Source organism: Arthrobacter sp. zg-Y877 (assembly GCF_030373105.1).
Classification (GTDB): Bacteria; Actinomycetota; Actinomycetes; order Actinomycetales; family Micrococcaceae; genus Arthrobacter_B.
This window is the reverse complement of record NZ_JAUCPU010000002.1, coordinates 408,859-434,267: the sequence shown is the minus strand read 5'-3', so window position 1 is coordinate 434,267 and position 25,409 is coordinate 408,859. Positions and strand designations below refer to the sequence as shown.

Here is a 25,409-nt window from a genome sequence, read left to right as displayed (position 1 = left end):
GAGTTTTCGCTTTCCAGTTCAAGGAGCACCGGTGAACCAGGCCTATATCTACGACGCAGTCCGCACCCCCTTCGGCAAGTTCGGCGGGGCCCTGGCAGGAGTCCGCCCGGACGACCTGGCCGCGCAGGTCCTGAAGGCTTCCGTGTCCCGTGCTCCGGGGCTCGATCCCGAGCGCATCGATGAAGTGGTGTTCGGCAACGCCAACGGCGCCGGCGAGGAGAACCGCAACGTGGCCCGCATGGCCACCCTGCTGGCCGGCCTGCCCACCTCCCTCCCCGGCACCACGGTCAACCGCCTCTGCGGCTCCTCCCTGGACGCGGCCCTGATCGCTTCGCGGCAGATCAACACCGGCGAAGCGGACCTGATGCTCATCGGCGGCGTGGAATCCATGAGCCGCGCCCCCTGGGTGCTGCCCAAGAACGAAAAGCCGTACCCGGCCGGAGACCAGACGCTGGCCTCCACCACGCTGGGGTGGCGGCTGGTCAATCCGGCCATGCCCAAGGAATGGACCGTCTCCCTGGGGGAGGCCACCGAGCAGCTGCGCGAGAAGTACGGCATCACGCGGGAGCGCCAGGACGAATTCGCTGCCGCTTCGCACGCCCTCGCCGCCAAGGCCTGGGACGACGGGAAATACGCGAACCTCACGGTCGCCGTCGACGGTGTGGACCTGGCCCGGGATGAAAGCATCCGTGCAGGCTCGACGGTGGAGAAGCTGGCCACACTGCGCACCGTCTTCCGCCCGGTCTCGGACGATGCCTCCGGCGGCACCGTGACCGCCGGCAACGCCTCGCCGCTGAACGACGGAGCCTCCGCAGCCTGGCTCGGCAGCGAGAACGCGGCCGGAATCCTCGGGCTGGCGCCGTTGGCCCGGATCGCCGGCCGCGGGGCGGCCGCCAACGAGCCGCAGTTCTTCGGTTACGCCCCGGTCGAAGCGGCCAACACGGCGCTGAAGCGGGCCGGCATCAGCTGGAGCGACGTCGGGGCAGTTGAACTCAACGAAGCCTTCGCCGCCCAGTCCCTGGCCTGCCTCGACGCCTGGGACATCGACCCCGGAATCGTCAATGCCTGGGGCGGCGCGGTAGCCATCGGCCACCCGCTCGGAGCCTCCGGCACGCGCATCCTCGGCACCCTGGCCCGCCGCCTGCAGGAATCGGGTGAACGCTGGGGGGTGGCGGCGATCTGCATCGGCGTCGGCCAGGGCCTCGCCGTCGTGCTCGAAAACGCCAACTGAGAACCGTCACCTAGACGTAAGGAAAAACCGTGCTCAACATTGTGCAGGACGTCGATGAGGCCGTTGCGCCCATCCACGACGGCGCCACCGTCATGATCGGCGGGTTCGGACGCGCCGGCCAGCCCGTGGAACTCATCGAGGCGCTGCTGCGCCAGGGTGCCAAGGACCTGACAGTCGTGAACAACAACGCCGGGAACGGCGAACAGGGCCTGGCCGCCCTGATCGGCGCCGGCCGGGTGAAGAAGATCATCTGCTCCTTCCCCCGGCAGTCCGATTCGCAGATCTTCGATGCCAGGTACCGGGCCGGCGAGATCGAACTGGAACTGGTGCCCCAGGGCAACCTGGCCGAACGCATCCGGGCCGCCGGTGCCGGCATCGGCGGGTTCTTCACGCCCACCGCCTACGGAACCCCGCTGGCCGAAGGCAAGGAAACCCGGATGATCGACGGCCGCGGCTATGTCTTCGAGACGCCGCTCCATGCCGACTTCGCCCTGGTGAAGGCGCTGCGCGCCGACCGGGCAGGCAACCTCGTCTACCGGAAGACCGCCCGCAACTTCGGTCCGATCATGGCCGCCGCGGCCAAGACCGCGATTGTGCAGGTCCGCGAGATCGTGGACATCGGAGAAATGGACCCCGAATCCGTGGTAACCCCCGGAATCTACGTCAACAGCCTGGTCCGCGTGGACCAGGAGAAAGCACCGGCCGCAGCATGAGCACCACAACCGAGAAGCTGGGCAAGAACGAACTCGCCGCCCTGGTGGCGTCCGACATCGCCCCCGGGTCCTTCGTGAACCTGGGCATCGGCCAGCCGACCCTGGTCTCGAACTACCTCCGGCCCGAACAGCACGTCACCCTTCATACCGAGAACGGCATGCTGGGAATGGGGCCGGAAGCCACCGGCGACGAGGTGGACCCGGACCTGATCAACGCCGGCAAGATTCCGGTCACCGAACTGCCGGGCGCCGCGTACTTCCACCACGCCGACTCCTTCGCGATCATGCGCGGGGGACACCTTGACGTCTGTGTCCTGGGTGCCTTCCAGGTCTCCGCCTCGGGTGACCTGGCCAACTGGCACACCGGTGCCCCCGATGCCATTCCGGCGGTGGGCGGCGCCATGGACCTGGCCACGGGCGCCAAGGACGTCTACGTCATGATGTCCCTGTTCACCAAGGACGGCCTCAGCAAGCTCGTGAAGGAATGCAGCTACCCCCTCACCGGCGTCGGCTGCGTCACCCGCGTCTACACTAATGAGGCGGTCTTCCTGCTGAAGGACGGCGGCGTCCACGTGCGCGAGACCTTCGGCACGACGTTCGAGGAACTCGCTGCGAAGATGGACATTCCGCTGGTCCGCGCCGCAGCCGGCAAACAGCAGTAACCAAACATATGGGGGGACAGGTGGGCGACACGGTACAGTCCAGCGACCAGTTCGTGCAGTCGCTGGCGCGTGGGCTCCTGGTGATCCGGGCCTTCGACGCCGACCACGTGCAGATGACCTTGAGCGAGGTCTCGCGCCGCACCGGGCTGACCAGGGCCACCGCCCGCCGCTTCCTGCTCACGCTGGTGGAGCTGGGCTACGTCCGCACCGACGGCCGGGCCTTCGAGCTGACGGCACTGGTGCTGCAGCTGGGGTATTCCTACCTATCCGGCCAGTCCCTGCCACGGCTGGCACAGCCCGTGCTGGAGGACCTTTCCCGGGAAATTTCGGAGTCCACATCGGCGTCGGTGCTGGACGGCGGCGAGATCGTCTACATTGCCCGCATCCACACGCGGCGCCTGATGACTGTGGGGATCAACGTGGGCACCCGGTTCCCCGCCTATGCCACGTCCATGGGCAGGGTGCTGCTGGCCGGGCTCCCCGAGGAGCGTTTCGAGGCCTACGTCGCGACGGCGGAACTGCTCCCGCTGACGGAGCGGACCGTAACCGATCCGGACCGGCTGCGTGCACTGGTGGCACAGGCACGGGACCAGGGCTGGGCAGTCGTGGACCAGGAGCTGGAGCTGGGCCTGCGGTCCATCGCCGTTCCCGTGCGCGATCCGCAGGGATCGGTCGTGGCGGCCCTGAACACATCCATGCAGGCGGCCATGGGCCTGAATGCTCCGACATTGGACGAGGCGGCCGCCCGCGTCCTGCCGCACCTGCAGCGGGCTTCTGCCCGGATCACCGAGGCGCTGGCTGCCCGCAGTTAGTGACCTCGCCCGCACTTTCCGCGGGGACCGGTTAAGTCTGCTAGACTGAAAACCAATTGTTTGTGTGGCAGTGGATGAAGGCCGCTCGCGTGCCCTCCGTGGTGAGATACTCGGAGGAATGCATTCCGAAAGGAATGGGCGGGCCTGTTTCCGGGTTGCGGGGTCCTTGCGCAACGAATGCCACACTTTTGCACGCCTACGGTCGCTTTCGGCGAGAAAATCGGAACTTCTCGGGGCATTGCGGCAACGACTTGAAGCGCGTCGCCCCGGTCCGGCTTTCAGCTGGCAGCGGGACGAGGCAACCAGAGAATTATCTCGAGAAAAAACGGAGAACACGAAAGTGCCTACGATTCAGCAGCTGGTCCGCAAGGGCCGCTCACCCAAGGTCTCGAAGACCAAGGCTCCTGCCCTCAAGGGCAGCCCGATGCGCCGTGGTGTCTGCACCCGCGTCTACACCACCACCCCGAAGAAGCCGAACTCGGCTCTGCGTAAGGTTGCCCGTGTCCGCCTCAACGGCGGCATCGAAGTAACTGCATACATCCCCGGTGTGGGTCACAACCTTCAGGAACACTCCATCGTGCTGGTGCGCGGCGGTCGTGTGAAGGACCTTCCCGGTGTCCGCTACAAGATTGTCCGCGGTGCCCTCGATACCCAGGGTGTCAAGAACCGCAAGCAGGCTCGCAGCCGCTACGGCGCGAAGATGGAGAAGAAGTAATATGCCCCGCAAGGGTCCGGCCCCCAAGCGGCCGCTCGTACTGGATCCCGTCTACGGCTCCCCGCTGGTCACGCAGCTGATCAACAAGGTTCTGGTAGACGGCAAGAAGTCCACCGCAGAGCGCATCGTTTACGGTGCACTTGCAGGCGCCCAGGAGAAGACCGGACAGGATCCGGTTGCAGCCCTGAAGAAGGCAATGGACAACATCAAGCCGAGCCTTGAGGTCAAGTCCCGCCGTGTTGGCGGCGCCACTTACCAGGTTCCCGTCGAGGTCAAGCCGGGCCGTGCAACCGCACTGGCTCTGCGTTGGCTGGTCGGCTACTCCAAGGCCCGCCGCGAGAAGACGATGACTGAGCGTCTGCGCAACGAAATCCTGGACGCTTCCAACGGTCTTGGTGCAGCTGTGAAGCGCCGCGAGGACACCCACAAGATGGCCGAGTCCAACAAGGCCTTCGCCCACTACCGCTGGTAATACGCCAAGCTGACGGCAGCCGCTGAAGGCCCTGTGGCCCGCATTTGCGGGCCGCAGGGCTTCAGCCGGATAAGCGCCGTTGACGGAAGCAACCAAAAAAGGGAGAAACCGTGGCACTTGACGTGCTTACCGACCTGAATAAGGTCCGCAACATCGGCATCATGGCCCACATTGATGCCGGCAAGACAACTACCACTGAGCGCATCCTGTTCTACACGGGTGTCAACCACAAGATCGGCGAGACCCACGACGGTGCGTCCACGATGGACTGGATGGCACAGGAGCAGGAGCGGGGCATCACCATCACCTCCGCAGCTACTACGTGTTACTGGGACAACAACCAGATCAACATCATCGACACCCCGGGTCACGTTGACTTCACTGTCGAGGTTGAGCGGTCCCTGCGCGTCCTCGACGGCGCCGTTGCTGTCTTCGACGGCAAGGAAGGCGTGGAGCCGCAGTCCGAGACTGTCTGGCGCCAGGCTGACAAGTACGACGTTCCGCGTATCTGCTTCGTCAACAAGATGGACAAGCTCGGTGCTGACTTCTACTTCACCGTAGACACGATCATCAACCGCCTCGGCGCCAAGCCGCTGGTCCTCCAGCTGCCGATCGGCTCCGAGAGCGAATTCGAAGGCGTCGTTGACCTCATCGAAATGCGTGCACTCACCTGGCGCGGCGACGCCAAGGGTGACGTGACCATGGGCGCCAAGTACGAAATCGAACCGATCCCCGCAGAACTGCAGGAAAAGGCCGAATCGTACCGCGCACAGCTCGTCGAGACCGTTGCTGAAGCCAGCGACGAACTGATGAACAAGTACCTCGAAGGCGAAGAGATCAGCATTGCCGAGCTGAAGGCCGGCATCCGTAAGCTGACCATCAACTCCGAGGTCTACCCGGTTCTTTGTGGCTCTGCCTTCAAGAACCGCGGTGTGCAGCCGATGCTGGACGCCGTCGTCGACTACCTGCCCAGCCCGCTTGACGTCCCGAACATCAAGGGCCACGACATCCGCGACGAAGAGGTCATCCTCGAGCGCGCCGCTGATGCCAAGGCTCCGTTCTCGGCTCTCGCCTTCAAGGTTGTGACGCACCCGTTCTTCGGCCGTCTGACCTACATCCGCGTGTACTCCGGTCACGCTGCTTCCGGCGCCCAGGTCATGAACGCGACCAAGCAGAAGAAGGAGCGCATCGGAAAGCTCTTCCAGATGCACGCCAACAAGGAAAACCCGGTCGAGGAAATCACGACGGGCCACATTTACGCGGCCATCGGCCTGAAGGACACCACCACGGGCGATACCCTGTGCGACCTTCAGGAACCGATCGTGCTGGAATCCATGAGCTTCCCGGAGCCCGTGATTTCCGTGGCCATCGAGCCGAAGACCAAGGGTGACCAGGAGAAGCTCTCCACGGCCATCCAGAAGCTCTCCGAAGAGGATCCGACCTTCCAGGTCTCCCTCGACGAAGACACCGGCCAGACGATCATCGCCGGCATGGGCGAGCTCCACCTGGACATCCTGGTGGACCGCATGCGCCGCGAGTTCCGCGTCGAGGCAAACGTGGGCAAGCCCCAGGTCGCCTACCGCGAAACGATCCGCCGTGCAGTCGCCAAGCACGACTACACGCACAAGAAGCAGACCGGTGGTTCGGGTCAGTTCGCAAAGATCCAGATCGCCATCGAGCCGCTGGATACTTCCGACGGCACGTTCTACGAGTTCGAGAACAAGGTCACCGGTGGTCGTGTTCCCCGCGAATACATCCCCAGCGTTGACCAGGGTATCCAGAGCGCGCTCACTGACGGTGTGCTCGCCGGTTACCCGGTAGTCGGCATCAAGGCGACGCTGCTTGACGGCGCCTACCACGATGTTGACTCCTCGGAAATGGCGTTCAAGATCGCCGGACGGCAGGCTTTCAAGGAAGCCGCCCGTATGGCGAGCCCTGTCCTGCTTGAACCGCTGATGGATGTTGAGGTCCGCACCCCTGAGGAATACATGGGTGAAGTTATCGGTGACATCAACTCCCGTCGCGGCCAGATGCAGTCCATGGAAGATGCAGCCGGCGTAAAGGTCATCCGGGCACACGTCCCGCTGTCCGGCATGTTCGGTTACATCGGCGACCTGCGGTCCAAGACCCAGGGCCGCGCCGTGTACTCCATGTCCTTCAACAGCTACGCCGAGGTCCCGAAGGCAGTTGCCGACGAGATCATCCAGAAGACGCGCGGCGAGTAAAACTTGGAGGGTGGACCGGTTCCGACCGGGAAACCCGCCGTGTGCGCCAGGTCCGGGCTTCGGCCCGGACCGGGCGCATAGCCAGACTGAGCGGCCTTACGAGGCTGCTGCGGAAATCGGCAATTTCATCAAATAAACAGCCCCAAGTAGACTTACATCAGTTTCAGTTGCGAAAAGCGCGGCTGGAGATTGAGTCTTCTAACTCTCTAGGAGGAACCCGTGGCGAAGGCAAAGTTCGAGCGGACTAAGCCGCACGTCAACATCGGCACCATTGGTCACGTTGACCATGGAAAGACGACGTTGACCGCTGCCATTTCGAAGGTGCTTGCTGACAAGTACCCTGATCTGAATGAAAAGCGCGATTTCGCTGCTATCGACTCTGCACCTGAAGAGCGCCAGCGCGGCATCACCATCAACATCTCGCACATCGAGTACCAGACCGAGAAGCGCCACTACGCACACGTAGACGCCCCCGGCCACGCTGACTACATCAAGAACATGATCACTGGTGCAGCTCAGATGGATGGCGCAATCCTCGTGGTTGCCGCTACTGACGGTCCGATGGCCCAGACCCGCGAGCACGTTCTGCTCGCCCGCCAGGTTGGCGTTCCCTACCTGCTGGTCGCACTGAACAAGTCCGACATGGTTGACGACGAAGAACTGCTCGACCTCGTGGAAATGGAAGTTCGCGAACTGCTGAGCTCCCAGGACTTCGACGGCGACAACGCTCCCGTCGTCCGCGTTTCCGGCCTCAAGGCTCTCGAAGGCGACCCCAAGTGGGTTGCAGCCGTCGAAGAGCTCATGGAAGCCGTTGACAACAACGTGCCGGACCCGGTTCGCGACAAGGACAAGCCGTTCCTGATGCCGATCGAGGACGTCTTCACGATCACCGGTCGTGGAACCGTTGTCACGGGCCGCGCCGAGCGCGGTACCCTCGCCATCAACTCCGAGGTCGAGATCGTCGGCATCCGTCCGGTCCAGAAGACCACGGTTACCGGTATCGAGATGTTCCACAAGCAGCTTGACGAAGCATGGGCCGGCGAGAACTGTGGCCTGCTGCTCCGCGGCATCAAGCGCGAAGACGTAGAGCGTGGCCAGGTTGTCGTAAAGCCGGGTTCCATTACCCCGCACACCGACTTCGAAGCCAACGTCTACATCCTGTCCAAGGATGAAGGCGGACGCCACAACCCGTTCTACTCGAACTACCGCCCGCAGTTCTACTTCCGTACCACGGACGTAACCGGCGTCATCACCCTCCCCGAGGGCACTGAAATGGTTATGCCCGGCGATAACACTGAGATGACCGTTGAGCTCATCCAGCCGATCGCTATGGAAGAGGGCCTCGGCTTCGCTATCCGCGAAGGCGGCCGCACCGTTGGATCAGGCCGCGTCACCAAGATCATCAAGTAATTTGATGATTTAGCCTGAACCGTTTCGGTTCTTAGCAGGGCCCCGTTGCTTCGGCAGCGGGGCCCTGCTCCTTTTAACCCTTCTGTCAGCTGGAGTCCGTGCCTTACCCTCTGCCGCTGCCCTCGCGCTGGCTGCGGGTGCGGCAGGCCAGCAACCGCGCCACGGCGGTACCTGCGGAGAGTCCCTGGTCGAAGGCACGGACCGCGTTCAGCCCGGTGGCATCCAGGGCACCGCCCGCCACCGTGAAAGCCGTGCCGCGGTCCTCCAGCTGTGCCTGCAGGGGATTATGCGGAACCTGTCCGGCAGCGAGGACGACGGCGTCGGCCGGCAGGATCCTCCCGCCCGTGCGGTCCCGGACCCGGAGGCCTTTTGGGGTGACGCTCAGGGGAACGGTGCCGGACAGCGTACGGACTCCGGCCGCCCGGATGTCCTGCAGCACCGCCCACCGGGTGGACGGGCCGATGCCTTCGCCGATCCGGATGCCGCGGCGCAGGATCGTGACGTTCCGGGGACCGCCCGGAGCCCGGGGGTCGGAAAGCAGGCGGGACAGGTCCACGGCTATGCCACCGGCTCCCACGATCACCACGCGCGCTCCCAGCCGCTCCACGTCTGCGAACGCCTGCCGGTAGTCCAGCACGGGAAGCAGGCCGGCACCCGGCAACGGAACGGGACGGGGCAGCACACCGGTCGCGAGGACCACGTGGGCGTAGCCTGCCAGGTCCCCGGCCCCCGGAGGAGCGCCGGTCAGCACACGCACCCCCAGCCGTGCCAGTTCGTTCCTGAAATACCTGATGGTCTGCAGGAAGTCCTCTTTGCCCGGGACCCGGCCGGCCAGCTGGAACTGGCCGCCGATGGAGCTGTCCCGTTCATAGAGGTCCACCGGATGTCCCCACTGCGCCAGCGTTGCGGCAGCCTGCATGCCCGCGGGACCTGCTCCCACCACGGCAACCCGTACCGGGGCACTGACGCGCCGCCGGTCCGGCCGCAGCGGGAGCGGGAATTCCGTTTCACGGCCGGCCCGCGGGTTGACCAGGCAGGAGACAGGTTCGGCGCCCAGCGACCGGTCGATGCAGGCCTCGTTGCAGGCAATGCAGGTGTTGACCAGGTTCGACTCTCCGCGCCGGGTCTTGGCCACGATAGCCGCGTCGGCGAGGAAAGGGCGTGCCATCGAAACCAGGTCCGCGTGCCCGGCGGCCAGGGAACGCTCCGCAAGCTCCAGCGAGTTGATCCGGTTGCTGCCGATGACCGGAACGGGCTGTCCCGCAGCCGCCAGGGCCGTGCGGATGCCGCCGGCAATTTCCATCCACCGCCCGTGCGGAACCAGGCCCTGGACAGTAGGGACCCGCGACTCGTGCCAGCCTATGCCGATGTTCAGCGCATCAGCGCCGGCCACGGCCAGCGCCACAGCCAGGTCCCTTGACTCCTCCCTGGTGCTGGAGCCCGTCACGAAGTCGGCACCGGACGTGCGGTAAATGACTGGATAGGCAGCTCCGACGGCTTCGCGGACAGCCTGCAGCACGGCAAGCGGGAAGGACTGCCGCCGCTGTGGATCCCCACCCCAGCGGTCCTGCCGCCGGTTGGTCAGGGGAGAGGCGAACTGGTTGATCAGGTAGCCTTCGGAACCCATGATTTCCACGGCGTCGAAGCCCAGGGCGCGTGCAGCGGCGGCACCTGCAGCGAAATCCCCCACTGTGTCCTCGACCTCCCGAGACGTCAGGGCGCGGGGCAGGCAGCGGGAAAAGTCCGAGTAGATTTCCGACGGTGCTGTGGGGCGGATGCCGTAGGTGGCCTCCCACGCATAGCGCCCGGCGTGGAACAACTGAAGGGCAAGCCTGCCGCCTGCTTCATGCACGGCGTCGAGAACCGGTGACATCAGGGCTGCCGCGCCGGGTTCGTTAATCAGCAGGTAGTTTGCCCCGCCCGCACCCGCGCGGTTGACCGCCGCACCTCCGGTCACGATGAGTCCGGCACCGCCTGCGGCCCGTTCCCGGTAGAACGCCGCCAGGGCCAACGGGTCCTCCTCTCGGTTCAGGTGCATGGACCCCATAACGATCCGGTGGTCCAGCCGGAGCGGCCCGAGGGAAACAGGGGAGAAGACCCGGTCCAGCATCTGCGCCGTCAGGGGCGGGCAGCCGGTGCCGCTGCGGGCCGGGAAAGCGCAGGACCGTCACCGGATGGAGGTGGCTGGAGCCGGGCCTGGTTGAAGATGCTCCGGGCTATCACCGTTTTCTGGATCTCATTCGTCCCTTCTTCGAAGCGCTGCGCCCGCGCGTCGCGGTAAACGCGCTCGATGGGCGTGGTCTTCCAGTACCCAATGCCGCCGTGGACCTGAAGCGCCTTGTCGGTTACCCGGGTGAGCATGTCGACGGCGGTGAGCTTGGCCATGGAGGACAGCGCCCCGGCGTCGGCGGTACCGTCCTGCCAGGCGGAGGCCGCGTGCAGGGTCAGGGCGCGGGCCGCTTCGATGTCGGCGGCGTTTTCCGCCAGGGCAAAGGCAACGGCCTGCCGGGTGGCCAGCGGCTTCCCGAAGGTGGTGCGCTCCAGGGCATAGGCGACGGCGAGCTGCTGGGCACGCTGGGCCAGCCCGACGCAGCTCATGGCGACGGAGATGCGGCTGGGGGTGAGGAAACCGCCCAGGGCGACGGCCAGGCCGTCTCCCTCCGTCCCCAGGCGGTTGGTGACGGGAACGGGAGTTTCCGTGAAAGCGAGGGAGGCATGGTCAGTGCCGCGGACCCCCATGGTCTGCGAGGTGTCCTCCACTTCGATGCCGGGCGCATGCCGGTCCACCAGCAGCGCCACGGTGCCGTCGCTGCCCGTGGTCCCCGCGAGCCGGGCGAAAAGCAGCCAGTAGTCACAGCGCACACCGAAGGTGATCAGGTGCTTGCGGCCGGTGAGGTAATAAGTGGCGCCTTCCCGCCGCACGCTGGAGGTAATGTCTGCACCCGTGCCGTTGTCCGGCTCGGTCAGCGTGAACGCAACCACCACGTCCCCGGTGACGGACGGACGGACGAACTTTTCCCGCTGCACCTCATCGGCATACGGATTCATGGCCCGCCAGGTGCCGTTGACCACGTGGACAATCATGCGGATTGAGGCGTGGGACCGGGAGAAGACCTCCATGAGTCCCATCCACTGGAGGAAGCTCAGCCCCCGGCCACCGAGGACCTCCGGGGCTGCCAGGGAGAGGAAACCGGCCCCGCGCAGCTCCTTCCAGAGAGCATCGGGCACGCAGCCGGTGGCTTCAATGCGGGTGGCCCAGTCCTCACCGGGACCTTCCACCCATGCCGTCACGGCTGCCAGCAGAGCGCGGTATTCCGGTTCCGGGATACTGCTGCCCCGGCCGTCGGCGCTCATGGCCGGGGCGGTCATTGGCTGCTCCTGTCTACGGGAAACACACCTGCCGGCTTCGAGCCGGAAAAACCCCGCGCCGCTTCCCGGAGCAGGTACTTCTGCACCTTGCCGACGGCGTTGCGGGGGAGGGCCTCGACCAGCACGAGGTGCTCCGGCCAGTAGTGCCGGGAAACCCGGTGCCGGTCGAGGAAGACAGTGAGATCGGCCAGCTGAGGAGCCGCCCCCGGGACCGGGACTACGAAGGCGCACGCCCGCTCACCGAGCCGTTCATCCGGCATGGCAGCGAGTGCAACATCCCGGACCGAGGGATGCCGGTAGAGCAGCTGCTCAATCTCCGCCACTGGGATTTTCTCCCCTCCACGGTTGATGATGTCGCGTACCCGCCCGGTGACGCGCAGGAAGCCGGTGCCGTCGAGGACGGCCGTATCGCCGGTGCGGTACCAGCCGTCTTCGGTAAACACTTCCTTGGTCAGGTCCGGCCGGTCAAGGTAGCCGTCGAAGACGGTCGGGCTGAGAAGTTCGAAGTTGCCTTCAACCCCGGGCGGCAGGAGATGCCCGTCGTCGTCGACAATCCGGGTCCGCACTCCTTCGAGCGCCCGGCCGTCGGTGCCCCACACCTTTACGGCCTCATCCCGGGGCGAGGCCAACGTACCCAGACAGGTTTCAGTAGTGCCGAACGCACCGCAGACGGCGGCGCCCAGGACCCGGGTGGCCCGCTCGGACAGGTGCCTGGGAACAGCTGCACCCGTGGCGACGAAGATGCGCAGGCTGGAAGGTGCGGGCGCGCCGCCGTCAACCGCGTGGACCAGGTCCGTGAGGAACGGGGTGGCCGCCTGGACGAAGGTCACCCGCCAGCCCCGCATCAGTTTCAGTGCGTGTTTGGCATCCCACACCGGCTGCAGGACCTGCGGGCAGCCCAGCACGAACGCAAGCCACATGCCGTAAAGGAAACCGGTCTGGTGGGCCAGCGGTGAGGGGATGAAGACCGCGTCGTCGCTGGTCAGGCCCAGATGCGCGGCCTCCATGGCGGCGGCCCGGCTCAGGGTTCCGTGCCGGTGCACCACGCCTTTCGGCTCCCCGGAGGTTCCGGAGGTAAAAAGCAGCTGGGCCGGATCGCCGGCGGCCGGGCCCGCCGGGCCTCCCGCGGCCGGTCCGGGAAGGGCGCCGGATCCCTCGGGTGCCGCTCCCAGTGCCGCGTCCCAGTCCGTGAACCGCCGTCCTCCGGTCGACTGGGGGAGAGGAGCGGGTGTTTCCGGATCGCGCAGTACAAGGATCTCCGCTACGGACAGGTCCCGGGTGGCTTCGGTTCCGTCACCGCCCTGCAGCAGACCCGCCAGTTCCTCAGCAGGCCGCCGCCCCCGGTATTCCTGCATCACCACGAAGACGCGGGCGCGGGCCCGGTGCAGCGCAAACGCGACCTCCCGCTGGCGGAAGATCGGCATGATGGGGGCCGCGACGGCGCCCAGGCGCAGGATGGCCACGGTGAGGACAACGAACTCGCTGCGGTTGGGCAGCTGGAAGGCCACCCGTTCGCCCGGCTGCACCCCCAGCCGGCCCAGCGCCGCCGCGGCACGGTCGGCCTGCAGGTCGAGTTCCGCCCAGGTGAGATGCCCGGAGGCGCGTGCACCGCCGTCGACCACTGCCGTTTCGCCGGGCCGCTCCGCCGCCCACCGGCGTACCCAGTCGGGCCCGGGCACGGATGCCGCAGCGTCCACGTCCGCCGGGCCGGTAATGGTCCGGAGGCGGCTTCCGCGCGCGGTCCGGACCGGGCGCCTGGGGCCGGGACGGCGGATGGTGCCCTCCACCACCTGCATCCGCAGTCCGAAGGTGGTCATGGCCTGCAGGTACTCGGGGTAGGAAATGCGGTACGCGTTCGGGTAGGTCAGGGTGCTCCGTCCTTCCGCGGCGGAAGCGGCCACGGCCAGGGACATCAGCACCCTGTGGTCGTTAAAGGAGGAGAGATCGGCGCCGCCCAGGCCGCCGGCACCGCGCACCGTCAGGGTGGACCCCTCCACAGCCAGGTCCGCACCCATGGAGTTAAGCTGCAGCATGGCAGCGACCCGGTCGGACTCCTTCATCCGAACGTGGTCAATGTTCCGGAACACACTGCGGCCCCGGGCGAAGGAGGCCATGACCGCCAGGACCGGAAGCATGTCCGGCACACGCCGGCAATCCACGTCGATTGGTTGCAGGTCCAGGCCGGAATGCCGGACGCGCACCGCGTCCGCAGCCTGGTCGTAGGTCATGGGCACCCCCATGTCACCGGCCAGGTCCAGGAAGTCCGCCTCGGGATGGTCCGAGCCTGCAGATGAGGTGGACCTCAGGCCGGCGAGGGCGACGTCGGCCGGGTGCAGGGCTGCAGCGGCCAGGCCGAAGGCCGCGGATCCGATATCCGGCGGCATCCGCAGATCGGCGGGAACGGCCTGCTGGTTCGGTGGGACGCGGAAGCGCCGGAAGTCTGAAGAAGCTTCGACCTGCAATCCGAAGTGGGCCATCATGGCGAGCGTGAGTTCGATGTAGCTGCTTTCGTTCTGCTCTCCTTCCACCACCACGGTGGTTTCGGAACGGGCAAACGGTGCCAGCAGCAGCAGGCCCGAAATCCATTGCGACAGCGTCCCGGCTATCCGCACCTCGCCGCCCTGTGGCCGTCCGTGAACCACCCGGAGGGGAGGGCAGTCATCGGGCGAGGTAATGTCCACGCCCATGGCACGGAGGGCAGCCAGCAATGGCCCCAGGGGACGGCGCTGGAAGTACTTCTGGCCGGTCACGACGACGTCGCGCGTCCCCAGCGCCGCAAGTCCGGCCATAAAGTACAGGGTGGTTCCGGAGCTGCCGGCGGAAACACTGGACCGCCGCGGTTGATACGGCCCGCCGTGGACCACGAAGGTGTCATCCTGTGCTTCGACCACCGTGCCGAGCTGCCGCAGCATCGCCACCGTGTACTGCACATGGCGTGCGTCCGTCAGGCCGGAAATGCGGGTGGTTCCGGGCGCGAGCGAAGCCAGGATGAGTGCCCGGTGGGCGTGGTACTTGGAGTTGGGAACCTGCACCGTTCCGGAAATACCTGTGTGCGTTCCGAGGACCGAAAGATACATGGCCGCAAGGCCTTCCTGTCGTCCGGGCTCCTCCAGCTGAGCCGTCGTGGGCCGACGCTACCAGTTCGCTATGCGGGCTGGAACAGCCTTCCTGCAGACAGGGATACGGGCGCGCCGGATCCGGTCTCCTGCGGGGGCTCCCGCTGACGCCGCACTGGACCTCCGCTAGGCTCGGAGGATGGAAATCCTTATTCTCCTGGTCATCGTGGCTGCAGTCGCCGCAGGTACGGCGTGGTCCCGGAAACGCTTCCGTCCCGAGATCGACCGGGCGAAACGCATCCGCCGGGCCAACCGGGACGGCAGGGCCTGACTTTCCCGCCCCTGCCGGGGGTGCGTTAGACTGGTCGCAGTAACACGCTGCCCATCCAGTGCGTGCCCGGACCAGCTCCAGGGTTCCACCCCGGAGACGGAACCACAGGGGACAGCGTGCGCTGGATTCAGGAACCCCTTCGGGGCGGTTGCCAATTAGCCATCCGTGCCTGAGTCTGGCAGACTAGAGAAGTTGTTCAAGCGCTTTTGTGCCCACATGCGCCCAGGTTCCTGCGATGAGCAGGAGCAAGGCAGTGGTGAGATTGCGTCCCGGTCAGGATAATGCCTGATGCAGGGTCGGATCCTTCAGGGAAAGAGCCCATATATAACCCGCCCCTATTCTTGCTCGGCGTCGTTGGTCTCAACACCGCGACACGCCCGAGCGCGGGGGTCGGAGCCTCGGCAGGGTGAGGAACCCGGAATTATCCGGATTCAGTCTGTTGGAGGGGCGCCAGGCCGTAAGGCAGTTCGGTGCAAAAACTGTACAGAGAGCAATACTCGAAGAAAGAGGCACGACGCCATGGCGGGACAAAAAATCCGCATCCGGCTGAAGTCGTACGACCACGAGGTCATCGACGTATCAGCACGGAAGATCGTTGAGACGGTCACGCGTGCAGGCGCAACGGTAGTAGGCCCCGTGCCGCTGCCCACGGAAAAGAACGTTTACGTTGTTATCCGTTCGCCGCACAAGTACAAGGACAGCCGCGAGCACTTTGAAATGCGCACGCACAAGCGTCTGATCGACATCATTGACCCCACGCCTAAGGCCGTTGACTCGCTCATGCGTCTCGACCTGCCTGCAGACGTGAACATCGAAATCAAGCTGTAGGGGAGAGCGGATACTTATGTCTACTTCACTTACACGCCAGGTAAAGGGACTGCTGGGCACCAAGCTCGGCATGACCCAGGTCTGGGACGAGAACAACAAGCTCATCCCCGTAACCGTCGTCCAGGCTGACTCCAACGTCATCACGCAGCTGCGCAACGCGGAAAAGGACGGCTACACCGCCGTTCAGATCGGCTACGGCCAGATCGATCCGCGCAAGGTGACCAAGCCGCTGGCTGGCCACTTTGAAAAGGCCGGCGTCACGCCGCGCCGCCACGTAGTTGAACTGCGTACCGCCGATGCCGACACCTACGAGCTGGGACAGGAACTCTCCGTCGAGATGTTCGCTGCCGGCCAGAAGGTCGACGTCACCGGAACCTCCAAGGGTAAGGGCTTCGCAGGCGTCATGAAGCGTCACGGCTTCCACGGCGTCGGTGCCTCCCACGGTGCGCACAAGAACCACCGTAAGCCGGGTTCCATCGGTGGCGCATCCACCCCGGGCCGCGTCTTCAAGGGCGTTCGGATGGCGGGCCGCATGGGCGGCGTCCGTCACACCACCATGAACCTCACGGTTCACGGTGTGGACGCCGAGAAGTCGCTCCTGCTGATCAAGGGTGCCGTTCCCGGCGCCCGCGGCCAGGTCGTCCTCGTACGCACCGCCGTGAAGGGAGATTAGTCTCATGGCTAACGAAACCACTGTTGAATTCCCCGCAGAGATCTTCGACGTTCAGACGAACGTACCGCTGCTCCACCAGGTGGTAGTTGCTCAGCTTGCAGCCGCCCGCCAGGGTACGCACAAGACGAAGACGCGCGCCGAGGTAAGTGGCGCAGGCCGCAAGCCGTTCAAGCAGAAGGGCACCGGCCGGGCTCGTCAGGGCTCCATCCGTGCTCCTCACATGACCGGCGGCGGTGTGGTCCACGGACCGACGCCCCGCGATTACAGCCAGCGCACCCCCAAGAAGATGAAGGCTGCTGCACTGCGCGGCGCCCTGTCGGACCGGGCACGCAACGGCCGTATCCACGTCCTCGAAACCCTGGTTGCCGGCACTGCGCCGTCCACCAAGGATGCACTGAGCGCCCTGCGTTCGGTTTCGGACCGCAAGAACCTGCTCGTCGTCATCGAGCGCGCCAACGATGTTGCTGCACTGTCCGTGCGCAACGTCCCGGAAGTTCACGTGATCTACGTAGATCAGCTGAACACCTACGACGTGCTGGTTTCCGACGACGTGGTCTTCACCAAGGCTGCCTACGACGAGTTCGTCGGCAAGAACACAGTCAAGGAGGACGCCAAGTGAGTGCGACCACCGTGAAGGACCCGCGCGACGTAGTGCTTGCACCCGTCGTCTCGGAAAAGAGCTACGGCCTGATCGACGAAGGTAAGTACACCTTCCTGGTCGACCCCCGCTCGAACAAGACCGAGATCAAGCTGGCCGTGGAGAAAATCTTCTCCGTCAAGGTCGACTCGATCAACACCATCAACCGTGCCGGTAAGCGTAAGCGGACCAAGTTCGGATGGGGACAGCGCAAGAACACCAAGCGCGCCATTGTCACCCTCAAGGACGGCACAATCGACATCTTCGGCGGTCCGCTCAGCTAGGGCGGAGACCACTTTAACGAGGAATAAATAATGGGAATCCGTAAATACAAGCCGACTACCCCGGGCCGTCGCGGCTCGAGCGTAGCCGACTTCACCGAAATCACGCGGTCGACGCCGGAAAAGTCGTTGGTACGTCCGCTGCCCAAAAAGGGCGGCCGTAACAACACCGGTAAGATCACGACCAGGCACAAGGGTGGTGGACACAAGCGTCAGTACCGTCTGATCGACTTCCGCCGCCACGACAAGGACGGCGTTAACGCCCGCGTTGCAGAGATCGAATACGATCCGAACCGCACCGCCCGCATTGCGCTCCTGCACTACGTTGATGGCACCAAGCGTTACATCATTGCTCCGAACAAGCTGAAGCAGGGCGACTTCGTAGAGGCCGGTGCCGGTGCTGATATCAAGCCCGGCAACAACCTGCCCCTGCGTAACATCCCCGTGGGTACCACCATCCACGCCGTTGAACTGCGTCCGGGTGGCGGCGCCAAGATGGCCCGCTCCGCCGGTGCATCCGTTCAGCTCGTTGCAAAGGAAGGCCGCTTCGCCCAGCTGCGTCTGCCTTCCGGCGAAATCCGCAACGTTGACGTGCGCTGCCGTGCCACGGTCGGCGAGGTCGGCAACGCCGAGCAGTCGAACATCAACTGGGGCAAGGCCGGCCGTATGCGCTGGAAGGGCGTTCGCCCGACCGTCCGCGGTGTCGCCATGAACCCGGTCGACCACCCGCACGGTGGTGGTGAAGGTAAGACCTCCGGTGGACGCCACCCGGTCAACCCGAACGGTAAGCGCGAAGGCCGTACCCGCCGTCCCAATAAAGAGAGCGACAACCTCATTGTGCGTCGCCGTCGTTCCGGCAAGAACAAGCGATAGGAGCCTGGAAACATGCCACGCAGCCTGAAGAAAGGCCCCTTCGTCGACCAGCACCTGTTTCTCAAGGTAGCGGCCGAAAACGAAAAGGGCACCAAGAACGTCATCAAGACGTGGTCCCGCCGTTCGATGATCATCCCCGACATGCTCGGGCACACGATCGCCGTACACGACGGACGTAAGCACATTCCGGTGTTTGTCACCGAGTCGATGGTCGGGCACAAGCTCGGCGAATTCGCTCTGACGCGGACATTCCGCGGCCATGTGAAGGACGACCGCAAGGGCAAGCGCCGCTAGGCGCTGCTCTTTCGGCAGAAGACGAGAGAAGGAAAGCAATGGAAGCCAAGGCAATTGCGCGTCATATCCGCGTAACGCCTATGAAGGCCCGGCGCGTCGTCAACCTTGTTCGTGGCAAGCAAGCGAATGAGGCTCTGGCAATTCTGAAGTTTGCCCCCCAGGCAGCTTCGGAGCCGGTACTTAAGGTAGTTCAGTCGGCTATGGCCAATGCACGTGTCCTCGCGGACCGTGACGGCGTGGCCTTCGACGAAGGTGACCTCTTCATCAGCGAAGCATTTGTTGATGAAGGACCCACCATGAAGCGGTTCCAGCCGCGGGCCCAGGGCCGCGCGTACCGCATCAACAAGCGCACCAGCCACGTCACCGTGGTAGTCGCAACCCCTACGAACGAGGAGGAACGCTAAGTGGGACAGAAGGTAAACCCGCACGGGTTCCGACTCGGCATCACCACTGACCACGTATCGCACTGGTTTGCTGACAGCAACAAGCCGGGCCAGCGTTACAAGGACTTCGTCCGCGAGGACATCAAGATCCGTCAGCTGATGTCCACCGGCATGGACCGCGCCGGCATCGCCAAGGTTGAGATCGAGCGCACCCGCGACCGTGTCCGTGTGGATATCCACACTGCACGTCCGGGCATCGTGATCGGCCGCCGCGGCGCCGAAGCGGACCGCATCCGCGGCGAGCTCGAAAAGCTCACCGGCAAGCAGGTCCAGCTGAACATCCTCGAGGTCAAGAACCCCGAGATGGAAGCACAGCTGGTTGCCCAGGGTGTTGCTGAGCAGCTCTCTTCCCGCGTGGCTTTCCGCCGTGCGATGAAGAAGGCCATCCAGTCCGCACAGCGTGCAGGCGCCAAGGGTATCCGTATCCAGTGCTCCGGCCGTCTGGGCGGCGCTGAAATGAGCCGTTCGGAGTTCTACCGCGAAGGCCGTGTGCCCCTGCACACCCTCCGCGCGCAGATCGACTACGGTTTCTTCGAAGCCAAGACCACCTTCGGCCGCATTGGCGTAAAGGTCTGGATCTACAAGGGCGACGTTACCGCTAAGGAACTGGCTGCACAGCAGGCTGCTGCACCGTCCCGCGGACGCACCAACGACCGTCCGGGCCGCGGCCCGGCCGACCGCGGTGACCGTGGCGGCGACCGCCGTCGTCGTCCCGAGCGTGGCGACAAAGCCGCCGCGCCTGCTGCTGCAGAGGCTCCGGCCGCTGAGGCAGCTGCCCCCGCAGCAGAAGGAGGACAGGCTTAAATGCTTATCCCACGTCGAGTCAAATACCGTAAGCAGCACCACCCGGGTCGCTCCGGCGCTGCAACCGGCGGCACTGCCGTCAGCTTCGGCGAGTGGGGTATCCAGGCTCTGACGCCTGCATACGTCACCAACCGCCAGATTGAAGCTGCACGTATTGCCATGACACGCCACATCAAGCGCGGCGGTAAGGTCTGGATCAACATCTACCCGGACCGTCCGCTGACGAAGAAGCCTGCTGAAACCCGTATGGGTTCCGGTAAGGGTTCTCCGGAGTGGTGGGTTGCAAACGTCAAGCCGGGCCGGGTTCTCTTCGAACTCTCCGGTGTTTCCGAAGAGGTAGCTCGTGAGGCACTGCGCCTGGCGATCCATAAGCTGCCGTTGAAGGCACGCATTGTGCGTCGCGAGGGTGGTGAATAGAAATGGCAGTTGGATCAAAAGAGCTGACTACTGAGCAGCTGGACGGCTTCGATAAGGACCGTCTCGTAGAGGAACTGCGCAAGGCCAAGGAGGAGCTGTTCAACCTCCGTTTCCAGTCGGCCACGGGCCAGCTGGAGAACCACGGTCGTCTGCGCGCAGTCAAGCGCGACATCGCCCGCATCTACACGGTGCTGCGTGAGCGTGAACTGGGCATTCGTCCCGACGTTGCCGTTTCCGTACCGGAAGCAGCAGCTGAGGCACCGAAGAAGTCCAAGAAGAAGGCTACTGAGTCTGAAGCTGAAGCCAAGGTCGCTGAGGATGATGCCAAGTGAGCGAAAACAAGAATGAGGCAGCAGTGACAACTGACGCAAACGGCGCCGATGCCCGCGGGTACCGGAAGACCGCACGCGGCTACGTGGTCTCGGACAAGATGGACAAAACCATCGTCGTCCAGGTTGAAGACCGCGTAAAGCACGCCCTTTACGGCAAGGTTATTCGCCGGACCGAGAAGCGCAAGGCCCATGACGAGCAGAACGCTGCCGGCATTGGTGACCTCGTGCTGATCGCCGAGACCCGGCCGCTGTCCGCTACCAAGCGGTGGCGCCTGGTCGAGATCCTCGAAAAGGCCAAGTAACCTAGTAGTAAGAAGTACCGGCCGGCCCGCCGGTGTGAACCAGGCTTTGAGTCTGGGACACACCGGCACCGTCCACAGCGTGAGGGCCCCGGCCGCGTTATCATCTTCGATTTCGCATCCGGGGCCTTTTCGCGATAAACTTGAAATCTTGTCTGTGTGGTGCGGAAGTGTGTCCAGAGTCCGGTCGGAAGTCCGACGAGGAATCCGGCCAGAACCCGGCACTGTTTCCTCACCGCCGAATGAGACAAAAGCCCGATAATCTTGTTCGACGCCGCAACGCGGCCGCACTGGCGTGTGGCCCGCAGAGCCGGCGTTGAGTACCAGTATTACGGGGTCCACCCATATCCGTTCCGCAAGGCTCATTAGAGAACCGGCGCGACGACAGGAGTAATAAGTGATTCAGCAGGAGTCGCGACTGAAGGTCGCCGACAACACGGGTGCCAAGGAAATCTTGACCATCCGCGTTCTCGGTGGATCCGGCCGTCGCTACGCAGGCATTGGCGACACCATTGTTGCCACCGTCAAGGATGCAATCCCCGGCGGCAACGTCAAAAAGGGCGACGTGGTCAAGGCCGTCATCGTCCGTACCAAGAAGGAACGCCGCCGCCAGGACGGTTCCTACATCAAGTTCGATGAGAACGCTGCAGTGATCTTGAAGAATGACGGCGACCCCCGTGGTACCCGTATCTTCGGGCCCGTTGGCCGCGAACTTCGCGACAAGAAGTTCATGAAGATCATTTCGCTGGCTCCGGAGGTGCTGTAGTCCATGGCAAAAATCAAGAAGGGTGACCTCGTTCAGGTCATCACCGGCGCAAAGGCTGAGCGCGGCGGCGACCGCGGTAAGCAGGGCAAGGTTCTGAAGGTCTTCCCCGAGAGCAACCGCATCCTCGTTGAAGGCATCAACCGCGTCACCAAGCACACCAAGGTTGGCCAGTCCTCCCGCGGTTCCAAGACCGGCGGCATCGAGGTTGTCGAAGCCCCGATCCACGTTTCCAACGTCGCCATTGTCGACCCGGAGACGAAGAAGCCGACCCGCGTTGGCTTCCGCACCGCAACCGTCGAAAAAGATGGCCGTGAGCGCATTGTGCGTATCCGCGTGGCCAAGGGCTCTGGGAAGGACCTCTAATGACTGAGACTGTCACCAAGATCGTTCCCCGTCTGAAGACCCGCTACGCAGCGGAGATCAAGCAGACCCTGCAGGACGAATTCAACTACTCGAACGTCAACCAGGTTCCCGGCCTCGTCAAGGTCGTCGTGAACATGGGTGTTGGAGATGCCGCCAAGGACTCCAAGCTCATTGACGGTGCTGTCCGCGACCTTACCCAGATCACGGGCCAGAAGCCCCAGGTCACCAAGGCCCGCAAGTCCATCGCCCAGTTCAAGCTGCGCGAAGGCATGCCGATCGGTACGCACGTTACGCTGCGCGGCGACCGCATGTGGGAATTCGTGGACCGTCTGGTCACCCTGGCACTGCCCCGTATCCGTGACTTCCGCGGCCTGAACGGCAAGCAGTTCGACGGCAACGGCAACTACACGTTCGGTCTGACCGAGCAGTCGATGTTCCACGAAATCGATCAGGACAAGATCGACCGCGTACGCGGCATGGACATCACCGTGGTTACCACTGCAAAGACCGATGACGAGGGACGCGCGCTGCTGAAGGCGCTCGGCTTCCCGTTCAAATCCGAAGATTAATTACTACGTAACAGGTCCGACGGAGACCCGTGAGGCCAAGCCGCACGGAACTCCTGCAGGAAACCGTTACGAGGGAGGGCAAGAGCCCAAATGACAATGACAGATCCTGTCGCAGATATGCTCACGCGTCTGCGCAATGCAAACTCGGCATACCACGATTCCGTGTCCATGCCTTACAGCAAGCTCAAGGCGCGCGTTGCTGACATCCTGAAGGCCGAGGGCTACATCGCCGGCTGGAAGGAAGAAGAGGCCGAGGTTGGCAAGAAGCTGACCCTGGATCTCAAGTTCGGTCCGAACCGCGAGCGTTCCATCGCCGGCGTTCGCCGCATCTCCAAGCCCGGTCTCCGTGTTTACGCGAAGTCCACCAACCTGCCGCACGTGCTGGGTGGCCTGGGTATCGCAATCCTGTCGACGTCGTCAGGTCTCCTGACCGACCGTCAGGCCGCCAAGAAGGGCGTAGGTGGGGAAGTCCTCGCCTACGTCTGGTAGCAGGGAAGGGAAAGAAAAATGTCACGTATTGGACGTCTGCCCATCCCGGTTCCTGCCGGAGTAGATATCGCCATCAACGGCAACGTTGTATCCGTCAAGGGCGCGAAGGGCGAGCTGAGCCACACTGTGCCCAGCCCGATCACCGCATCGCTTGAAGACGGCACCATCACCGTTACCCGCCCGAATGACGAGCGCGAATCCCGCTCCCTCCACGGCCTGACCCGCACGCTGATCAGCAACATGATCACCGGCGTGACCGAGGGCTACAAGAAGGACCTGGAAATCGTTGGTACCGGTTACCGCGTTGTAGCGAAGGGTTCGGACCTCGAGTTCGCCCTGGGCTACAGCCACCCGGTCCCCGTCAAGGCCCCCGAAGGCATCACGCTTACCGTGGTTGGCCCGACGAAGGTCACCGTGTCCGGTATCGACAAGCAGCAGGTGGGCGAGGTTTCCGCCAACATCCGCAAGCTGCGTAAGCCCGACCCGTACAAGGGCAAGGGTATTCGTTACGCCGGCGAGATTGTCCGCCGCAAGGTCGGAAAGGCTGGTAAGTAACCATGGCCATCAGCATTAATAAGAAGCGAAACAGCAAGAGCAAGTCTGCCCTGCGCAGCCGTCGCCAGCTGCGTATCCGCAAGCGGATTTCCGGGACCGCGGCTCGTCCGCGCCTCGTGGTCAACCGCTCGGCCCGCCACGTATTCGTCCAGGTTGTCGATGACAGCCGCGGCGTAACCGTGGCTTCCGCCTCCACCATGGAAGCGGACCTGCGTGCACTGGACGGCGACAAGACCGCCAAGGCCAAGCGCGTCGGCGAGCTCGTCGCTGAGCGGTCCAAGGCCGCCGGCGTCGAAGCCGTTGTCTTTGACCGCGGTGGTAACCGCTACCACGGCCGTATTGCTGCAGTTGCAGACGGCGCACGTGAAGGTGGGCTGGCACTGTGACCGAGGTAAACAAGGAAAAGGAAAATCAGGTGACTGAAGCTACAGCTGCTGAGGCAACTGAGACCAAGGACGCTGCAGCTCCCGCCACTGACGACCGCCGCGGCGGACGTCGGGGCGAGCAGCGCGGCTCCGACCGTGGAGGCCGCGGAGAACGCGGTGGCCGCGGTGGCCGCGACGGCGGACGCAACGATGAGAAGGACAAGTTCATTGAACGCGTCGTGACCATCAACCGCGTTGCCAAGGTGGTCAAGGGTGGCCGTCGCTTCAGCTTCACCGCCCTCGTTGTTGTCGGAGACGGCAACGGCATGGTCGGCGTTGGCTACGGCAAGGCAAAGGAAGTTCCCTCCGCTATCGCGAAGGCCGTTGAAGAAGCCAAGAAGTCCTTCTTCCGCGTCCCCCGCATCGGTGGAACCGTCCCGCACCTCGTCCAGGGTGAAGCTGCCGCAGGCGTTGTCCTGCTGCGTCCGGCTTCCCCGGGTACCGGCGTTATCGCCGGTGGTCCGGTCCGTGCCATTCTCGAATGCGCCGGTATCCACGACGTCCTGTCCAAGTCGCTCGGGTCCTCCAACGCGATCAACATCGTGCACGCCACGGTTGACGCGCTGAAGCGCCTCGAAGAGCCCCAGGCAGTGGCAGCACGCCGCGGCCTTCCGCTCGACCGGGTTGTTCCCTACGCGATGCTCCGCAACATGCAGAAGGCAGGTGCCTGATGTCGACTCCGAAGAACGTTGTCGTTAGCACGGCTCGGCTGGAAATCACTCAGATCAAGTCCACCATCGGTGGTAAGCAGAATCAGCGCGACACGCTGCGTTCACTTGGCCTCAAGCACATCGGCGACTCTGTTGTCCGTACTGCTGATGCCGTGACCGTTGGCATGATCAACACGGTTCCGCACCTCGTGAAGGTTGAGGAGGCGAAGTAACATGCCCGAAGAAATCAAGACTCTCAAGGTCCACCACCTGCGTCCGGCACCCGGTGCCAAGACGGCCAAGACCCGTGTAGGCCGCGGTGAAGGTTCCAAGGGTAAGACGGCAGGCCGCGGTACCAAGGGTACGGCTGCCCGCTACCAGATCAAGGCCGGTTTCGCAGGCGGGCAGCTTCCGCTGCACATGCGCCTGCCGAAGCTGCGCGGCTTCAAGAACCCGTTCCGGGTCGAGTTCCAGGTTGTTAACCTGGACAAGATCTCGGAGCTGTTCCCCGAAGGCGGCGCCGTGACCATCGAAGCACTGGTTGCCAAGGGTGCGGTTCGCAAGAACCAGCCCGTGAAGGTTCTCGGCTCCGGCGACATCACCGTCAAGGTTGATGTCTCCGCCAACGCCTTCTCCGCCAGCGCTGCCGAAAAGATCGCTGCAGCCGGCGGATCCACCACCGCGGTCTAAAGACCTGCGTGGCGGTTCTGCTGCC

Annotated in this window: 32 protein-coding genes; 29 read left to right on the top strand and 3 right to left on the bottom strand. The window is 64.2% G+C overall.

Annotation, left to right across the window (positions count from 1 at the left end):
• The first annotated feature begins 31 nt into the window (after positions 1-31).
• The 8 genes from QNO03_RS06125 (at position 32) to tuf (ending at position 8,240) form a co-directional block, all read left to right on the top strand.
• Positions 32-1,231, top strand: coding sequence for a thiolase family protein (locus QNO03_RS06125; RefSeq protein WP_229947272.1), 1,200 nt, complete (start codon positions 32-34; stop codon positions 1,229-1,231).
• A gap of 29 nt (positions 1,232-1,260) precedes the next feature.
• Positions 1,261-1,944: a 3-oxoacid CoA-transferase subunit A gene (locus QNO03_RS06120; RefSeq protein ID WP_229947274.1), complete on the top strand. Its 684-nt coding sequence runs from the start codon at positions 1,261-1,263 to the stop codon at positions 1,942-1,944.
• Positions 1,941-2,606, top strand: coding sequence for a 3-oxoacid CoA-transferase subunit B (locus tag QNO03_RS06115; protein ID WP_289602526.1), 666 nt, complete (start codon positions 1,941-1,943; stop codon positions 2,604-2,606). Before QNO03_RS06120 ends, QNO03_RS06115 begins: the two co-directional genes overlap by 4 nt.
• 8 nt (positions 2,607-2,614) lie before the next feature.
• Positions 2,615-3,418 carry an IclR family transcriptional regulator domain-containing protein gene (locus QNO03_RS06110; RefSeq protein WP_502874549.1) on the top strand — a complete coding sequence of 268 codons (804 nt, stop codon included), beginning with the start codon at positions 2,615-2,617 and terminating at the stop codon, positions 3,416-3,418.
• A gap of 340 nt (positions 3,419-3,758) precedes the next feature.
• A complete protein-coding gene (gene rpsL / locus QNO03_RS06105; RefSeq protein WP_146361060.1) occupies positions 3,759-4,133 on the top strand; it encodes a 30S ribosomal protein S12 in 375 nt (124 codons plus the stop codon).
• Between the two features lies 1 nt (position 4,134).
• Positions 4,135-4,605, top strand: a complete 471-nt coding sequence (gene rpsG / locus QNO03_RS06100; RefSeq protein WP_146361062.1) for a 30S ribosomal protein S7 — start codon at positions 4,135-4,137, stop codon at positions 4,603-4,605.
• Positions 4,606-4,715: 110 nt separating this feature from the next.
• Complete coding sequence (gene fusA / locus QNO03_RS06095) at positions 4,716-6,830, top strand: elongation factor G (RefSeq protein ID WP_229947279.1); 2,115 nt, start codon at positions 4,716-4,718, stop codon at positions 6,828-6,830.
• A gap of 219 nt (positions 6,831-7,049) precedes the next feature.
• Positions 7,050-8,240, top strand: a complete 1,191-nt coding sequence (tuf, locus tag QNO03_RS06090) for an elongation factor Tu (RefSeq protein WP_227918747.1) — start codon at positions 7,050-7,052, stop codon at positions 8,238-8,240.
• Between the two features lie 103 nt (positions 8,241-8,343).
• Here tuf and QNO03_RS06085 read toward each other — a convergent pair whose 3' ends face one another.
• From QNO03_RS06085 to aroA, 3 genes are read right to left on the bottom strand one after another with little or no spacing between them, the layout of a single operon-like run.
• Positions 8,344-10,350 (bottom strand): oxidoreductase, encoded by a 2,007-nt coding sequence (locus QNO03_RS06085; protein WP_289602522.1) that lies wholly within the window; start codon positions 10,348-10,350, stop codon positions 8,344-8,346.
• Positions 10,351-10,358: 8 nt separating this feature from the next.
• The gene (locus QNO03_RS06080) at positions 10,359-11,609 is read right to left on the bottom strand and encodes an acyl-CoA dehydrogenase family protein (protein WP_289602520.1); all 1,251 of its coding nucleotides are present in this window, start codon (positions 11,607-11,609) and stop codon (positions 10,359-10,361) included.
• Complete coding sequence (aroA, locus tag QNO03_RS06075) at positions 11,606-14,686, bottom strand: 3-phosphoshikimate 1-carboxyvinyltransferase (protein WP_289602518.1); 3,081 nt, start codon at positions 14,684-14,686, stop codon at positions 11,606-11,608. The genes QNO03_RS06080 and aroA overlap by 4 nt, the downstream gene beginning before the upstream one ends.
• 178 nt (positions 14,687-14,864) lie before the next feature.
• Here aroA and QNO03_RS06070 point away from each other — a divergent pair, with 178 nt between their 5' ends.
• The 21 genes from QNO03_RS06070 (at position 14,865) to rplO (ending at position 25,384) form a co-directional block, all read left to right on the top strand.
• Positions 14,865-14,996, top strand: a complete 132-nt coding sequence (locus QNO03_RS06070) for a hypothetical protein (protein ID WP_289602516.1) — start codon at positions 14,865-14,867, stop codon at positions 14,994-14,996.
• A 519-nt stretch (positions 14,997-15,515) separates the two neighbouring features.
• The gene (rpsJ, locus tag QNO03_RS06065; protein ID WP_146361073.1) at positions 15,516-15,824 is read left to right on the top strand and encodes a 30S ribosomal protein S10; all 309 of its coding nucleotides are present in this window, start codon (positions 15,516-15,518) and stop codon (positions 15,822-15,824) included.
• Between the two features lie 16 nt (positions 15,825-15,840).
• The gene (gene rplC, locus QNO03_RS06060) at positions 15,841-16,497 is read left to right on the top strand and encodes a 50S ribosomal protein L3 (RefSeq protein ID WP_229947286.1); all 657 of its coding nucleotides are present in this window, start codon (positions 15,841-15,843) and stop codon (positions 16,495-16,497) included.
• Positions 16,498-16,501: 4 nt separating this feature from the next.
• Entirely contained in the window at positions 16,502-17,116 is a 615-nt protein-coding gene (gene rplD / locus QNO03_RS06055; protein WP_229947288.1) for a 50S ribosomal protein L4, read from the top strand.
• Positions 17,113-17,418 carry a 50S ribosomal protein L23 gene (gene rplW, locus QNO03_RS06050; protein WP_229947289.1) on the top strand — a complete coding sequence of 102 codons (306 nt, stop codon included), beginning with the start codon at positions 17,113-17,115 and terminating at the stop codon, positions 17,416-17,418. The genes rplD and rplW overlap by 4 nt, the downstream gene beginning before the upstream one ends.
• 30 nt (positions 17,419-17,448) lie before the next feature.
• Entirely contained in the window at positions 17,449-18,288 is an 840-nt protein-coding gene (gene rplB, locus QNO03_RS06045; protein ID WP_229947290.1) for a 50S ribosomal protein L2, read from the top strand.
• Between the two features lie 12 nt (positions 18,289-18,300).
• The gene (gene rpsS, locus QNO03_RS06040) at positions 18,301-18,582 is read left to right on the top strand and encodes a 30S ribosomal protein S19 (RefSeq protein ID WP_104052734.1); all 282 of its coding nucleotides are present in this window, start codon (positions 18,301-18,303) and stop codon (positions 18,580-18,582) included.
• A 38-nt stretch (positions 18,583-18,620) separates the two neighbouring features.
• Entirely contained in the window at positions 18,621-18,986 is a 366-nt protein-coding gene (gene rplV / locus QNO03_RS06035; protein WP_229947291.1) for a 50S ribosomal protein L22, read from the top strand.
• On the top strand, positions 18,987-19,829 hold the full coding sequence (gene rpsC / locus QNO03_RS06030) for a 30S ribosomal protein S3 (protein ID WP_229947292.1): 843 nt from the start codon (positions 18,987-18,989) through the stop codon (positions 19,827-19,829). It abuts the gene before it with no gap.
• Positions 19,830-20,246 carry a 50S ribosomal protein L16 gene (gene rplP, locus QNO03_RS06025; RefSeq protein WP_055239353.1) on the top strand — a complete coding sequence of 139 codons (417 nt, stop codon included), beginning with the start codon at positions 19,830-19,832 and terminating at the stop codon, positions 20,244-20,246. It abuts the gene before it with no gap.
• 2 nt (positions 20,247-20,248) lie between these two features.
• The gene (gene rpmC / locus QNO03_RS06020; RefSeq protein WP_269437801.1) at positions 20,249-20,578 is read left to right on the top strand and encodes a 50S ribosomal protein L29; all 330 of its coding nucleotides are present in this window, start codon (positions 20,249-20,251) and stop codon (positions 20,576-20,578) included.
• Positions 20,575-20,880 (top strand): 30S ribosomal protein S17, encoded by a 306-nt coding sequence (rpsQ, locus tag QNO03_RS06015; RefSeq protein ID WP_279326965.1) that lies wholly within the window; start codon positions 20,575-20,577, stop codon positions 20,878-20,880. Before rpmC ends, rpsQ begins: the two co-directional genes overlap by 4 nt.
• A 394-nt stretch (positions 20,881-21,274) precedes the next feature.
• Positions 21,275-21,643 carry a 50S ribosomal protein L14 gene (rplN, locus tag QNO03_RS06010; RefSeq protein WP_055239356.1) on the top strand — a complete coding sequence of 123 codons (369 nt, stop codon included), beginning with the start codon at positions 21,275-21,277 and terminating at the stop codon, positions 21,641-21,643.
• Between the two features lie 3 nt (positions 21,644-21,646).
• Positions 21,647-22,006: a 50S ribosomal protein L24 gene (rplX, locus tag QNO03_RS06005; protein ID WP_229947293.1), complete on the top strand. Its 360-nt coding sequence runs from the start codon at positions 21,647-21,649 to the stop codon at positions 22,004-22,006.
• Positions 22,006-22,575, top strand: coding sequence for a 50S ribosomal protein L5 (rplE, locus tag QNO03_RS06000; RefSeq protein WP_229947294.1), 570 nt, complete (start codon positions 22,006-22,008; stop codon positions 22,573-22,575). The genes rplX and rplE overlap by 1 nt, the downstream gene beginning before the upstream one ends.
• A 90-nt stretch (positions 22,576-22,665) precedes the next feature.
• Positions 22,666-23,064 (top strand): 30S ribosomal protein S8, encoded by a 399-nt coding sequence (rpsH, locus tag QNO03_RS05995; protein WP_146361106.1) that lies wholly within the window; start codon positions 22,666-22,668, stop codon positions 23,062-23,064.
• Between the two features lie 18 nt (positions 23,065-23,082).
• Positions 23,083-23,619: a 50S ribosomal protein L6 gene (rplF, locus tag QNO03_RS05990; protein WP_229947296.1), complete on the top strand. Its 537-nt coding sequence runs from the start codon at positions 23,083-23,085 to the stop codon at positions 23,617-23,619.
• Positions 23,620-23,621: 2 nt separating this feature from the next.
• On the top strand, positions 23,622-24,005 hold the full coding sequence (gene rplR, locus QNO03_RS05985; RefSeq protein ID WP_229947298.1) for a 50S ribosomal protein L18: 384 nt from the start codon (positions 23,622-23,624) through the stop codon (positions 24,003-24,005).
• 29 nt (positions 24,006-24,034) lie between these two features.
• Entirely contained in the window at positions 24,035-24,715 is a 681-nt protein-coding gene (gene rpsE, locus QNO03_RS05980; RefSeq protein WP_229947301.1) for a 30S ribosomal protein S5, read from the top strand.
• On the top strand, positions 24,715-24,927 hold the full coding sequence (rpmD, locus tag QNO03_RS05975) for a 50S ribosomal protein L30 (protein ID WP_227918717.1): 213 nt from the start codon (positions 24,715-24,717) through the stop codon (positions 24,925-24,927). The genes rpsE and rpmD overlap by 1 nt, the downstream gene beginning before the upstream one ends.
• A 1-nt stretch (position 24,928) precedes the next feature.
• On the top strand, positions 24,929-25,384 hold the full coding sequence (gene rplO, locus QNO03_RS05970; protein ID WP_229947302.1) for a 50S ribosomal protein L15: 456 nt from the start codon (positions 24,929-24,931) through the stop codon (positions 25,382-25,384).
• Positions 25,385-25,409: the final 25 nt, after the last annotated feature.

Bases quoted from the DNA above. Each gene is read 5' to 3' on its own strand.
- rplB (WP_229947290.1), top strand. From the start codon at position 17,449: ATGGGAATCCGTAAATACAAGCCGACTACCCCGGGCCGTCGCGGCTCG.
- rplO (WP_229947302.1), top strand. From the start codon at position 24,929: ATGCCCGAAGAAATCAAGACTCTCAAGGTCCACCACCTGCGTCCGGCA.
- QNO03_RS06070 (WP_289602516.1), top strand. From the start codon at position 14,865: ATGGAAATCCTTATTCTCCTGGTCATCGTGGCTGCAGTCGCCGCAGGT.
- rpsH (WP_146361106.1), top strand. From the start codon at position 22,666: ATGACAATGACAGATCCTGTCGCAGATATGCTCACGCGTCTGCGCAAT.
- rpsS (WP_104052734.1), top strand. From the start codon at position 18,301: ATGCCACGCAGCCTGAAGAAAGGCCCCTTCGTCGACCAGCACCTGTTT.
- rpmD (WP_227918717.1), top strand. From the start codon at position 24,715: ATGTCGACTCCGAAGAACGTTGTCGTTAGCACGGCTCGGCTGGAAATC.
- rpsG (WP_146361062.1), top strand. From the start codon at position 4,135: ATGCCCCGCAAGGGTCCGGCCCCCAAGCGGCCGCTCGTACTGGATCCC.
- rplE (WP_229947294.1), top strand. From the start codon at position 22,006: ATGACTGAGACTGTCACCAAGATCGTTCCCCGTCTGAAGACCCGCTAC.
- QNO03_RS06085 (WP_289602522.1), bottom strand. From the start codon at position 10,350: ATGCTGGACCGGGTCTTCTCCCCTGTTTCCCTCGGGCCGCTCCGGCTG.
- QNO03_RS06110 (WP_502874549.1), top strand. From the start codon at position 2,615: ATGGGGGGACAGGTGGGCGACACGGTACAGTCCAGCGACCAGTTCGTG.
- rpmC (WP_269437801.1), top strand. From the start codon at position 20,249: ATGGCAGTTGGATCAAAAGAGCTGACTACTGAGCAGCTGGACGGCTTC.
- rpsJ (WP_146361073.1), top strand. From the start codon at position 15,516: ATGGCGGGACAAAAAATCCGCATCCGGCTGAAGTCGTACGACCACGAG.
- rplR (WP_229947298.1), top strand. From the start codon at position 23,622: ATGGCCATCAGCATTAATAAGAAGCGAAACAGCAAGAGCAAGTCTGCC.
- rplX (WP_229947293.1), top strand. From the start codon at position 21,647: ATGGCAAAAATCAAGAAGGGTGACCTCGTTCAGGTCATCACCGGCGCA.
- rplP (WP_055239353.1), top strand. From the start codon at position 19,830: ATGCTTATCCCACGTCGAGTCAAATACCGTAAGCAGCACCACCCGGGT.
- rplD (WP_229947288.1), top strand. From the start codon at position 16,502: ATGGCTAACGAAACCACTGTTGAATTCCCCGCAGAGATCTTCGACGTT.
- rplV (WP_229947291.1), top strand. From the start codon at position 18,621: ATGGAAGCCAAGGCAATTGCGCGTCATATCCGCGTAACGCCTATGAAG.
- QNO03_RS06080 (WP_289602520.1), bottom strand. From the start codon at position 11,609: ATGACCGCCCCGGCCATGAGCGCCGACGGCCGGGGCAGCAGTATCCCG.
- aroA (WP_289602518.1), bottom strand. From the start codon at position 14,686: ATGTATCTTTCGGTCCTCGGAACGCACACAGGTATTTCCGGAACGGTG.
- QNO03_RS06115 (WP_289602526.1), top strand. From the start codon at position 1,941: ATGAGCACCACAACCGAGAAGCTGGGCAAGAACGAACTCGCCGCCCTG.
- rplC (WP_229947286.1), top strand. From the start codon at position 15,841: ATGTCTACTTCACTTACACGCCAGGTAAAGGGACTGCTGGGCACCAAG.
- rplF (WP_229947296.1), top strand. From the start codon at position 23,083: ATGTCACGTATTGGACGTCTGCCCATCCCGGTTCCTGCCGGAGTAGAT.